The sequence below is a fragment of the Sphaerisporangium sp. TRM90804 genome (assembly GCF_029846175.1).
Lineage (GTDB): Bacteria > Actinomycetota > Actinomycetes > Streptosporangiales > Streptosporangiaceae > Sphaerisporangium.
In genome coordinates this window covers 120,512-132,379 of record NZ_JARWAC010000007.1, presented here as the reverse complement: position 1 = coordinate 132,379, position 11,868 = coordinate 120,512, and the positions used below count along the sequence as shown (strand labels likewise).

Genomic DNA, 11,868 nt, shown 5'->3' with positions numbered 1-11,868 from the left:
CTCGGGCGATCGCTTTCACCGCTGGGCGACGGCTCTCACATATGTATTGACAGCCGTAAGAGGCGTGCCTAAATTCAGGGCGATCAGAGCCTGATCACACGCTTTACCCCCCCGCGGTGGCCGTGTCGGCGTGACGGAGGCACGCGCGGAGCCTGGGTGCCGCGACACGACCTCCAGGAGGCGCACGTGCGCAAGCTCATCCCAGCGATCGCCTGTCTCGCCCTGGTGGCGACGGCATGCGGCGGGGCCGGGGAGTCCGAAGGCGGGAGCGCGGGCCCCATCAGGGTCGGCCTCATCGTCTCCCTCACCGGCAACTACACCCCGCTCGGCAGCGAGGACAAGAAGGCCGTCGAGCTCGCGGTCGAGCAGGTCAACGCCCAGGGCGGGCTGCTCGGGCGCAAGGTGGAGCTCGTCCAGCGCGACGACAAGACCGCCCCCGACCAGGGCATCGTGGCGTTCAACCAGATCAAGGGGCAGATCGACGCGCTGATCGGGCCGGTGTTCTCCAACTCCGCCCTCGCGGTCGAGCCGCTGGCCGAGCGCGCGAAGATCCCCTACCTCTCCCTCGCCCCGGCGCAGGAGCAGGTCGAGCCCATCAAGCCGCACATCTTCGTCACGCCCGCGCTGTCGAGCATGTACGCCGAGCGGTACCTGCAGTACCTGCAGGCGGAGGACATCACCAAGATCGCCGTGGCGCACGACACCAAGAGCGCCTACTCCGTCTCCGGCAACGCCGCGATGACGGCCCTGGCGGCCAAGTACGGGGTCACCATCGTCGCCGACGAGCCGTACGAGACCACCACGTCCGACTTCAGCGCCGTCTTCACCCACGTGCGCGAGTCGGGCGCGCAGGCCCTGGTCTTCTGGGGGTCGGGCGCGCCGGGGGTCACGGCGGGCAAGCAGTACGCCGCCTCGGGGTTGAAGGTCCCGCTGCTGCTGACCGGGTCGCAGGCCAGCAAGCTCTGGCTGGAGCCGATGGGCGCGGACGCCGAGGGCATGACCGTCCAGAGCGCCATCGGCGTCGTGGGCGACCATCTGCCCGACAGCAAGCAGAAGCAGGTCATCGACCAGATGGCCACGCCGTTCAAGCAGAAGTACGGCTACCCGCCGCCGCAGTTCGCCCAGGACGGTTACAGCGCCAGCCTGCTGCTGTTCGAGGCGATCAGGAAGGCCGGCGGCACCGACAAGGCCAAGGTGCGGCAGGCGCTGGAGAACATGGACCTGATCACCCCCAACGGCCGGTTCCGGTACTCGGCCACCGACCACTCCGGGCTGCGGCCCGAGTACATCTCCGTCAACACCGTCAAGGACGGCCAGTTCGTCCCCACCGAGTGGGCCAAGGAGCAGCTCACCAAGACCGTCTCCGCCGAGTAGGGCGGGCAGCGCGGATGCGCCGACCGGCCTGTCCCGTCGTGGCACCGGCCACGTGTACCCGGGCCGCCCCGCCCACCCGGGCCGTCTCGTCCACCCGGGTCGCGGCGGCCCGCCCGAGCCGACGGAGTAGGAATTGCTGAGCGTCAAGGGGGTGTCCCGCTCCTTCGGAGGCGTCTACGCCGTGCGGGAGGTCAGCCTCGACATCGCCGAGGGGGAGGTGCGCGGCGTGATCGGGCCCAACGGCGCGGGCAAGTCCACGTTGTTCTCCCTGATCACCGGCCACCTGGCCGCCGACGGGGGCGCCATCTCCCTCGGGTCCGAGCGCATCGAGCGCCTCCCGGCGCACCGGCGCGCGCGCCTCGGCGTCTCCATCGCCTTCCAGGGCGCGCGGGTGTTCCGCGGCATGACGGTCAGGGAGAACGTCATGGTCGGGGCGCACGGGCGCACGCGCGCCGGCTTCGCCGCGGCCGCGCTGCGGCTCCCCCGGCACCGCCGCGACGAGCGGGAGATCGCGCGGCGCGCGGACGAGGCGCTGGAGCGGGTGGGCCTGACGGAGTGGGCCGGCCGCGAGGCGGGCCTGCTGCCGCTCGGGCAGCAGCGCTCGATGCAGGTGGCGCGTGCCCTGTGCGCGGGGCCGCGGCTCCTGCTGCTGGACGAGCCCGCCTCGGGCCTGCGGGCGGCGGAGCGCGAGGCCCTCGCGACGCTGATCGAGGAGCTGCGCGCCGGCGGCCTCACGATCATGCTCGTGGAGCACGACGTCGCGTTCGTCACCCGGCTCGCCGACCGGATCACCGTGCTCAACCTCGGCGAGGTGATCACCGAGGGCACCCCCGCCGAGGTCCGCGCCGACCCCCTGGTGGTCTCCGCCTACCTGGGAGCGGCCTCATGAACACCCAGGCCCGGCTCCGCCCGTCCGGGAGCCGCGTGGGCCCCCGCTCGGGCGTCCCCGTGGTCCCCGCCTACCCGGGAGCGGCCTCGTGACCACCCCCGCGGGCACCGGTGTGGTGGAGATCGCCGACCTGGTCGTGCGGTACGGGTCGGCCGTCGCGCTCGACGGCGTGAGCCTGTCGGCCGGGCGCGGGGAGATGGTCGCCCTGCTCGGGCCGAACGGCGCGGGCAAGTCGACGCTGGCCGACACCCTGTCGGGGATCCTCACCCCGGCGTCCGGCACGGTCGAGGTGGGCGGAAGGCTGGCGCACATCCCCGAGGGCCGCCAGCTCTTCCCCGACCTCAGCGTGGAGGACAACCTGCGCCTGGGCGGCTGGCGCTCCCGCCGCCGCGACCCGGCGCAGGTGTACGAGCTGCTTCCCCAGCTCGCGGCGATCCGGCGGCGCCTGGCCGGGGTGCTGTCCGGGGGCGAGCAGCAGATGGTGGCCTTCGGCAGGGCGCTGATGTCCCGGCCCGACGTGCTGGTGGTGGACGAGCTGTCCCTCGGACTCGCCCCCATCGTCACCCGCGACCTGGCCCGCCACCTCACCCAACTCAACGCCGAGCACGGCCTCACCGTGCTGCTCATCGAGCAGAACGCCCGCCTCGCCTTCGACGTCTGCGAGCGGGCCTACGTGCTGGAGGCGGGCCGCATCGTCGCCGAGGGGCCATGCGCCGAGCTGGCGGAGAGCCCTCGGGTCGCCCGCGCCTACCTGGGCGGTTCCATCGAGGAGACCCGGAAGTGACCGGAAAGGACGCCGGCGTGCGCGAGCCGACCCATGTCGTGAACGGGCTCGCCCTCGGGGCGAGAGCGGTGACCGGAAGGACGCGGGCGTGCGCGAGCTGCTGACCTACGTCGTGAACGGGCTCGCCGTCGGGTGCGGGTTCGCGTTGATCGCCGCCGGCCTCGTGGCGGTCCACCGGGTGACCGGCGTGGTGAACTTCGCCCAGGGCATGTTCGCGGTCGTCGCCGGGCTGAGCGCGTCGTGGCTGCTCGGCACCGGCCTGCCGCACGGCCTGAGCGAGGGCGCCGCCGTGCTGGTCGCCGCCGTGGCCGGGCTGCTCACCGGCCTGCTCGCCATCGGCAGGCGCGGCACCACGCCGCAGTCGGCCCTCATCGTGACGCTCGGCGTCGGCGTGCTGGCGTACGCGGTGGAGATCGTCGTCTGGGGCGACCAGCCCCGCTCGTTCCCCGGCCTGCCCGGTTCGGTCAGCGTGGCGGGGGTGGGCGTCCAGAGCCAGCACCTGCTGGTCATCGCGGCCACGGCCGTGACATTCGCGCTGCTCACCACCTTCTTCGGCCGCACCTACCTCGGCAAGGCGCTCACCGCGTGCGCGTCGAACCCGTACGCCGCGCGGGTGATCGGCATCGACGTCACCCGCATGGGCCTGCTGGCGTTCGTGCTCGGCGGGCTGCTCGGCGGGGTGGCCGGGGTGCTGGTGACCCCGCTGCGGCCCATCTCGTTCGACACCGACGTCACGCTCATCGTCAACGGCTTCGCCGCGGCCGTGTTCGGCTCGCTCGGCCGCGCGGGCCTCGCCCTGGTGGGCGCGCTGCTGCTCGGTCTCGCCGAGTCGCTGGCCGCCGGATACGGGTACGCGGCCTACCAGCTGGAGATCGCGCTCGGTCTCATGCTCGTCATCATGGTCGTCCAGTCGACCCGCCGCACCAGCGTCCTGGAGGAGCCCGCATGACGTCCCCGCCGACCGGCGAGGACGCCGGGCCCCGGCCGCACGGGCCCGGCGGGCCGCCCGCCGCCGCCCGCGACCTGCCGCACGACCCTCCCGGAGGAGCCCGCGTGACGCCACCGTCCACCCCGCAGGACGCCCCGGCGCCCGGGCCCGCGCGCCGGGCGGCGCGCCTGCTGCCCGGCCTCGTGGTGGGCGCGGTCACCCTGGCGCTGCCGGCCGTCCTGGACGACAGCGCGCTGACCGTGTACATCTTCCTCGGCCTCGCCGCCATGGTGACCGTGGGCGTCTCGCTGCTGATGGGGTACGCCGGGCAGGTGTCGCTCGGCCAGGGCGCGTTCTACGCGGTCGGCGGCTACACCGCCGGCATCCTGGCCGTGCGCGGCGGCCCGCCGATCGCCGGACTGCTGGCGGCCCCGGTCGTCGCGGCGGCGTTCGCGGTGGTCGTCGGCGTGCCGCTGCTGCGCCTGCGCGGGCACCACCTGGCGTTCGCGACGCTCGCCATGCAGCTCATCGTGCTCTCGCTGGCGGGCCGCCTGGCGATCACCGGCGGCGACATCGGGCTGCAGGCCATCCCGCCGTTCGGGTGGGGGTCCTTCGAGCTCACGGGCGCCGTCGGCTACGCCTACCTGACCTGGGGCGGGGTGGCGCTGGTCATGCTGGTGACCCGCAACGTGATCGTCTCCCGGCCGGGCCGCGCGCTGCGCGCCCTGGCCACGAGCGAGACGGCGGCGGCGTCCTCGGGCGTGCCCGTGGGCCGGTACAAGCTCGTGGTCTTCGCCCTGTCCGCGGCCTTCGCCGGGCTGGCGGGCGGCATCTACGCGTACTACACCGGCTACGTCGCCCCGTCGTCGTTCCCCGTGCTGCTGTCCATCGAGTACATCGTCATGGCCGTGGTCGGCGGCCTCGGCACGGTGTGGGGCGCGGTGGTCGGCGCGGCCGCCATCACGCTCCTGGTGCAGGCGCTCAACCTCATCGGCACGGCCCCCGGCATGCCCAGCTACGCGCCGAGCGTCCTGTCGTACGCCGTCTACGCGGTGGTCCTCATCACCGTGGTCCTCTTCCTGCCCAGGGGGCTGTTCCCCGCCGCCGTCGCCCGCCTGCGCCGCGCGCCCCGGCCGTAGCCGGACGGCGAGACGCCCCCGTTCCGAAGGAGCGAGGGCGTGGCGGGCGGGGAAGCGGTGACGCCCGGCTCACCGCTTGGCGGCCTTGGCGGCTTTGGTCGCCTTGACGGCGGCCTTGGCGTCGCGGCGCATCTGGCGCGCGCGGTCGTTCACTACCTCGCGGAGGATGTCGTGGCTCATCATCGGGTGCTCCCTGGTCGGTCGGCCGGTGTCCCTCACCTGCCGATAACTCAAGAGTCCTCGTAAGACGCCACCCGCCGCATCGGCACGATGCCCTATCAACGCGCCTCCCCCCGCCTTACCCCCGGCCCGCCGGGCGCCGGGCGCCTTAGTGCCGGGCGCCCCGTCCCTAAGGCGGGTCGCCGACGCGTGCGGCGGCCTCGGCCCAGGGGGTGTCGGGGCCGGCGGGGGTGTAGCGGCGCACCGGCTGGGTGGCCGCGACGAGGGCGCGCAGGGCGGGGAGGTCGTCGATCAGGCCTAGGGCGCGGGCCTGGACGCCGATGTTGCCCAGGGCGGTGGCCTCGGCGGGGCCGGCGACGACGGGCAGGCCGGTGGCGTCGGCGGTGAGCTGGCACAGCAGGGCGTTGCGTGAGCCGCCGCCGACCAGGTGGACGACCTCGACCGGCAGCCCCGACAGGTCGGCGGCGCGTTGGATCGCGGCGCGGTGGCCCAGGGCCAGGCTGTCCATCACGCAGCGGACCACCTCGGCGCGGGACTCCGGCACGGGCTGCCCGGTGCGGGCGCAGAAGGCGCGGATGCGGGCCGGCATGTCGCCCGGCGGCAGGAACGCCGGGTCGTCGGGGTCGACCACCGACCGCAGGGCGGGCACCTCGGCGGCGGCCGGGAGCAGGGCGTCGAGGTGGGTCTCGCCCCAGGTGCGCAGCGACTCCTGCAGCAGCCACAGGCCCATGACGTTGCGCAGGTAGCGCACCGTGCCGTCGACGCCGGCCTCGTTGGTGAAGTTGGCCGCGCGGCTGCGCTCGCCGAGAATCGGCGCGGGCAGCTCCACCCCCGCCAGGGACCACGTGCCGCAGGAGATGTAGGCGAAGCCGCCTTCGGCGGCGGGCACCGCGGCCACGGCCGAGGCGGTGTCGTGCGAGGCGACGGCGGTCACCGGCACGCCGGGCAGGCCGGTCTCGGGCAGCAGGCGCCCGGCGGCGTCGCCTGGGGCGCGCAGGCCGGGGAAGATCGCGCGGGGCAGGCCGAGCCCGTCCATGAGCTCGTGCGACCAGGCCCGCGCCGTGGCGTCGTACAGGCCCGTGGTCGAGGCGTTGGTGTGCTCGGCGCCGCGCTCGCCGGTGAGCCAGTAGGAGATCAGGTCGGGGACGAGCAGGAACGTGCCCGCCCGATCGAGCAGCGGTTCGGCGGCGAGCTGGTACAGGGTGTTGAACGGCAGGAACTGCAGGCCGTTGACGGCGTACAGCCGTTCGGGGGAGACGCGGTCGTGCACGGCGCCGATCACCGCGGCGGTGCGCTCGTCGCGGTAGTGGACGGGGTTGCCGAGCAGGTGGCCTGCGTCGTCCAGCAGGCCGTAGTCGACGGCCCAGCCGTCGACGCCCACCGAGGCGAGGCCGGGCCCGGCCAGGCGCAGGCCGTGCAGGATCTCGCGGTACAGGCCGAGCACGTCCCAGTGCAGCCTGCCGGCGACGGCGACCGGCTGGTTGGCGAAGCGGTGGACCTCGGTCAGGTGCAGCGAACCGTCGCCGACGCGCGCGGTGATGAGGCGTCCGCTGGACGCTCCGAGGTCGATCGCGGCGATCGTCGCGGTCATGCGGCACCACCTTCGGAGCGGGGACGTGCGGCGGCCGGGCTGGAGCGCCGGGTGCCGGCGGTCCGGGGCGGGGGGACGGCGGCCTCGTCGCGGGCGGTGGTGGGCCGGGGCGGGGGGACGCCGGGCGGGGTGGCGGGGGAGGCGGTCGTCACGGGGTGGTGGACTCCCGGACGACCAGCTCGGGCTGGAACATGATCTGCTGGTGGGCGTGCCCGCCGGGGTCGTCGCACTCGTCGAGCAGCTGCGTGGCGGCGATGCGGCCGAGCTGGTAGGTGGGCTGGCGCACCGAGCTGAGCGGGACGGCCGAGGCGGTGGCGTACTCGATGTCGTCGTAGCCGATGAGCAGCACCCGCTCGGGCACGCGCACCTCCTGCCGCAGCAGCGCCCGCAGGACGCCCATCGCGAGCAGGTCGTTGGCGCAGAAGACGGCGTCGGGCAGCTCGGCGAGCAGGTGCTCGCCGGCCTCCTGCCCGGCGCGCGGCGTCATCTCGGCCATGGTGACCTCACGCAGGGCGCCGAACCCGGCGGACGCTATGGCCCTGGCCGCGCCGGCCCGCCGGTCGGCGCACTGGCGGATGGACAGCGGGCCGCTGACGTAGGCGATGTCGCGGGCCCCGCGCTCCAGCAGGTGCCGCACCGCCATCTGCCCGCCCGCCACGTCGTCGACGCTCACCGAGCACTGCTGGGGGCGGGTGGCCGCGTGGTCGAGCATGACGGTGGCGATGCCACGCTCGCGCAGCAGCCGCAGCCGGTCGGGGCCCTCCTCCAGCGGGGTGACCAGAACGCCGCGCACCTTCTGCTCGGCGAGCATGCGCAGGTTGCGCTCCTCGCGCTGGGGGGAGCTGCCCGAGCTGCACATGATGACGGCGTGCCCGCGCTCGCTCATGACGTCCTCGACGCCCGCGGCCAGGCTGGTGAAGAACGGGTTGAGCAGGTCGTGCACCATGAGCCCGACGGTGCGGCCCTGCCCGGCCCGCAGGCTGGAGGCCGAGCCGTTGCGGACGAACCCGAGCTCGCCGATGGCCGCCAGCACCCGCGCCCGGGTGGCCGGGCTGACCCGTTCGGGCCGGTTCAGCACGTTGGAGACCGTGCCCGCCGACACCCCCGCGGCGGCGGCGACCTGCTTGATGCCCACAGTGCCGTCGCGGGTGCCCTCCCGCGCCGAACCCCGCGCACCCCGCGAACCGGCACGGGGGCGGGTGTCCGATGGCGCCATGGGTGTTCCTCGCGGGGGAGAGATGCGACAGGCCCCCCACCCTGACCGTTGCGTTAAATCGTGTCAACCTTCGATTTCGGCTTCGGGGGAGGTATTGACGCATGCGTTGAGTGACATCTACGGTCCACGGTAACCAGACCTTAAAACGATTTTTACACGAGGGACCCGCGGATGATGTCAGGAGACGGCAGGTGAGCGATCCCACCCCCGTGCTGGCCCTGGCCGGCGTGAGCAAGTCGTTCGGCGCCGTGCGCGCCCTGCGGGACGTGCACCTGGAGCTGTACGCCGGGGAGGTGCACGCGCTGGCGGGCGAGAACGGCGCGGGCAAGTCGACGCTGGTGAAGACCTTCTCCGGCGTGCACCGCCCCGACGAGGGGCGGATCCTGCTCGACGGCGAGCCGGTCGTCTTCGCCGGGCCCGCCGACGCGCAGCACGCGGGCGTCGCGGTCATCTACCAGGAGCCGACGCTGTTCCCCGACCTGTCGGTCGCCGAGAACATCTTCATGGGCCGCCAGCCCCGCGCCGCGCTGGGCCGCATCGACCGCGCCGCGATGCGCTCGCGGGCCCGCGAGCTGTTCACCCGGCTCGGCGTGGCCTTCGACCCCGGCCAGCCCGCGCGCGGGCTGTCCATCGCCGACCAGCAGCTCGTGGAGATCGCCAAGGCGCTGTCGCGCGACGCGCGGGTGCTCATCATGGACGAGCCGACCGCGGCGCTGTCGGGCAACGAGGTCGACCGCCTGTTCAAGGTGGTGAAGGCCCTGCGCGAGGAGGGCAGCGCCGTGCTGTTCATCTCCCACCGGCTGGACGAGATCTTCGAGCTGTGCCGGCGGGTCACCACGCTGCGCGACGGCGCCTGGGTGGCCGGCGACCTGGTGGCCGAGATCACCCGGGAGGACCTGATCCGCCGCATGGTCGGCCGCGACCTCGGCGACCTGTACCCCAAGCAGGAGAGCACGCCCGGCGAGACGGCGCTGAAGGTCGACCGGCTCACCCGGGAGGGCGTGTTCACCGACGTGTCGTTCCAGGTGCGGCGCGGCGAGATCGTCGCGCTGGCCGGGCTGGTCGGGGCCGGGCGCAGCGAGGTCGCCCGCGCCGTCTTCGGGATCGACCGCTGGGACGCCGGCTCGGTCGAGGTCAACGGGCGCAGGCTGCCCGCCGCCTCGCCCACCGCGGCGATGTCGGCCGGCCTGGCCCTGGTGCCGGAGGACCGCCGCCAGCAGGGCCTGGTCATGGAGCAGTCGATCGAGCGCAACATCGGCCTGACCGGCCTCAAGGCGCTGCGCAGGGGCCCGGTCATCTCCCGTTCCGCCGAGCGCGACCGGGCGAGGGACTGGGCGGTGCGGCTGCGGCTCAGGTTCGGCCGCCTGTCGGACGCCGTCGGCGTGCTGTCCGGCGGCAACCAGCAGAAGGTCGTGCTGGCCAAGTGGCTGTCCACCCGTCCCGACGTGCTGATCGTCGACGAGCCCACCCGCGGCATCGACGTCGGCACCAAGGCCGAGGTGCACCGGCTGCTGTCGCAGCTGGCCGCCGACGGGCTCGCGGTGCTCATGATCTCCTCCGACCTGCCCGAGGTGCTGGGCATGGCCGACCGGGTGCTCGTCATGCACGAGGGCCGCCTGGTCGCCGAGATCGCCCGTGCCGACGCCACCGAGGAGAGCGTGATGACCGCCGCGACCGGGAGCGCGGCATGACCGCGGTCACGGCCCCGCCCGAGGCGCGCAGCGCCCGCAACCTGGTGGACGTCGTCTTCCGGGCCCGCGAGCTGAGCATCGTCGCCGCCCTGGTGGTGCTGGTGGCGGTGACGGCCGGGGTGAACGGCAACTTCCTGTCCGCCCAGGGGCTCACCGACATCTCGCTGAACGCCTCGATCCTCGTGCTGCTCGCCGTGGGCCAGGCCGTGGTGGTGATCACCCGCAACATCGACCTGTCGGTCGGCTCGGTGGTCGGCCTGGTGGCCTTCACGGTCGGCGACCTGCTCGCGGCCGACCACGGCCGCGGCGTCACCTTCGCGGTGCTGGCGGGGGTGGGCATCGGGGCCCTGTGCGGCCTGGTCAACGGGCTGCTGGTGAGCTTCTGCCGGGTGCCGGCCCTGGTGGTCACGCTGGGCACGCTGTACGTGATCCAGGGCCTCGGCCACTACATCGCGCACGGCCGTCAGATCAACGCCGTCGACCTGCCGCCCGCCATGCTGGCGATGGGCAACGGCACCATCCTGGGCGTCCCGTACCTGCCGATCATCGCCGTCGTGGCGATGGGCCTGGTCGGCTACTACCTGCGCTCCTACCGGTCGGGCCGCGAGTTCTACGCGATCGGCTCCAGCCCGGAGGCCGCCCGGCTGGCCGGCATCCCGGTGCGCCGCCGCGTCTTCTCCGCCTACCTGTTCAGCGGCGCGCTCGCCGGCCTCGCCGGCGTGCTGTGGCTGGCCCGGTTCGGCACCGTGGTCGCCGACGCGGCCAACGGCTGGGAGCTGCAGGTGGTCAGCGCGGTGGTGGTCGGCGGGGTGGCGATCACCGGCGGCGTCGGCACCGTGTGGGGCGCGGCGCTGGGCGCGCTGCTGCTCACCACGATCACCAGCGCCCTGGTGGCGCTCAAGGTCAACCCGTTCTGGCAGCAGGCCGTCACCGGGGCTCTCCTGCTGCTGGCGATCAGCGTCGACCGGCTGCTCGCGGCGCGCGTGGCCCGGGCCCTGAGGAAGAGGAACGCCCGTCATGGCTCCTGACACCACCGCGGGGCCGGCCGCGACCCGCGCCGTCCCGGGCGGCGCGGGCGTGGCCGGCAACCCGCTGGGCCGGTTCCTGCGCTGGGACGTGCTGGTCGGCGTGCTGCTGGTCGTCGTGTTCCTGGGCGGCGCCGGACTGTCGCCGGGCTTCGCCACCGTCGGAAACCTGTCGTTCGCGCTGGGCGACCTCGGCGAGATCGCGCTCATCGCGCTGGCGATGACCATGCTGGTCGTCGCGGCCGAGGTCGACCTGTCGGTGGCCTCGGTGCTGGGCCTGTCGAGCGCGCTGGTCGGCGCGCTGTGGGACGCAGGCTGGGCCATCGAGACGATCATCCCGCTGGTGGTCGTCGTCGGCGCCGTCTGCGGGCTGGTCAACGGCCTGCTGGTGACCCGGCTCGGCCTGCCCTCCCTCGCCGTCACCATCGGCACGCTGGCCCTGTACCGGGGCCTGGCCTACGTGGTGCTGGGCGACCGCGCGGTCGCCGAGTACCCCCAGCAGTTCACCGACCTGGCCGTCGGGCACGTGCCCGGCACGCCCATCCCGTACCCGGTCATGCTGTTCGTCCTGCTCGCCGCCGCGACCGCGGTGCTGCTGCACGCCACCGGGTTCGGCCGGTCGCTGTTCGCGATGGGCGCGCAGGAGGAGGCCGCCTACTTCGCCGGCGTCCGGGTCAAGCGCGTCAAGCTCATCCTGTTCGTGCTGTCGGGGACGGTCGCCGCGTTCGCCGGCGTCGTCTACACCCTGCGTTACGGCAGCGCCCGCGCCGACAACGGCGTGGGGCTGGAGCTCGCGGTCATCGCCGCGGTGCTGCTCGGCGGGGTCGACTTCGACGGCGGCAAGGGCACGCTCGGCGGGGTGATCGCCGGGGTGCTGCTCATCGGCCTGCTGCGCAACCTGCTGATGCTCAACGACGTGTCCACCGAGATCCAGTCGATCGTCACCGGCCTGCTTCTGATCGTCTCCGTGCTCACCCCGCGCCTGGTGTCGGCCTTCCGGCGACGCGGACGCCCACCTCTCACCGTCCCCACCTCCTGAAAGCGGCGTTAT

The 11,868-nt window shown here is 73.8% G+C and carries 10 protein-coding genes; 8 read left to right on the top strand and 2 right to left on the bottom strand.

Annotation, left to right across the window (positions count from 1 at the left end; translation table 11 throughout):
• Positions 1–156 precede the first annotated feature (156 nt).
• The 5 genes from PYR91_RS08050 to PYR91_RS08030 all read left to right on the top strand — a co-directional run bounded on the left by PYR91_RS08050 (position 157) and on the right by PYR91_RS08030 (position 5,114).
• On the top strand, positions 157–1,374 hold the full coding sequence (locus tag PYR91_RS08050) for an ABC transporter substrate-binding protein (RefSeq protein WP_279778623.1): 1,218 nt from the start codon (positions 157–159) through the stop codon (positions 1,372–1,374).
• A 133-nt stretch (positions 1,375–1,507) separates the two neighbouring features.
• Positions 1,508–2,263: an ABC transporter ATP-binding protein gene (locus tag PYR91_RS08045; protein ID WP_279778622.1), complete on the top strand. Its 756-nt coding sequence runs from the start codon at positions 1,508–1,510 to the stop codon at positions 2,261–2,263.
• Between the two features lie 88 nt (positions 2,264–2,351).
• A complete protein-coding gene (locus PYR91_RS08040) occupies positions 2,352–3,047 on the top strand; it encodes an ABC transporter ATP-binding protein (protein WP_279778621.1) in 696 nt (231 codons plus the stop codon).
• 88 nt (positions 3,048–3,135) lie between these two features.
• Positions 3,136–3,996: a branched-chain amino acid ABC transporter permease gene (locus PYR91_RS08035; RefSeq protein ID WP_279778619.1), complete on the top strand. Its 861-nt coding sequence runs from the start codon at positions 3,136–3,138 to the stop codon at positions 3,994–3,996.
• Positions 3,993–5,114 (top strand): branched-chain amino acid ABC transporter permease, encoded by a 1,122-nt coding sequence (locus tag PYR91_RS08030; RefSeq protein WP_279778618.1) that lies wholly within the window; start codon positions 3,993–3,995, stop codon positions 5,112–5,114. The genes PYR91_RS08035 and PYR91_RS08030 overlap by 4 nt, the downstream gene beginning before the upstream one ends.
• 349 nt (positions 5,115–5,463) lie before the next feature.
• Here PYR91_RS08030 and PYR91_RS08025 read toward each other — a convergent pair whose 3' ends face one another.
• Positions 5,464–6,885, bottom strand: coding sequence for a rhamnulokinase (locus tag PYR91_RS08025; protein ID WP_279778617.1), 1,422 nt, complete (start codon positions 6,883–6,885; stop codon positions 5,464–5,466).
• Positions 6,886–7,033: 148 nt separating this feature from the next.
• Positions 7,034–8,101 (bottom strand): LacI family DNA-binding transcriptional regulator, encoded by a 1,068-nt coding sequence (locus tag PYR91_RS08020; RefSeq protein ID WP_279778616.1) that lies wholly within the window; start codon positions 8,099–8,101, stop codon positions 7,034–7,036.
• 191 nt (positions 8,102–8,292) lie between these two features.
• Here PYR91_RS08020 and PYR91_RS08015 point away from each other — a divergent pair, with 191 nt between their 5' ends.
• Genes PYR91_RS08015 through PYR91_RS08005 form a run of 3 tightly spaced genes read left to right on the top strand, consistent with a single transcriptional unit; the run spans position 8,293 to position 11,856 of the window.
• Positions 8,293–9,792 carry a sugar ABC transporter ATP-binding protein gene (locus PYR91_RS08015; protein WP_279778615.1) on the top strand — a complete coding sequence of 500 codons (1,500 nt, stop codon included), beginning with the start codon at positions 8,293–8,295 and terminating at the stop codon, positions 9,790–9,792.
• Positions 9,789–10,820 (top strand): ABC transporter permease, encoded by a 1,032-nt coding sequence (locus PYR91_RS08010; RefSeq protein WP_279778614.1) that lies wholly within the window; start codon positions 9,789–9,791, stop codon positions 10,818–10,820. The genes PYR91_RS08015 and PYR91_RS08010 overlap by 4 nt, the downstream gene beginning before the upstream one ends.
• Positions 10,810–11,856 carry an ABC transporter permease gene (locus PYR91_RS08005; RefSeq protein WP_279778613.1) on the top strand — a complete coding sequence of 349 codons (1,047 nt, stop codon included), beginning with the start codon at positions 10,810–10,812 and terminating at the stop codon, positions 11,854–11,856. Before PYR91_RS08010 ends, PYR91_RS08005 begins: the two co-directional genes overlap by 11 nt.
• Positions 11,857–11,868 lie beyond the last annotated feature (12 nt).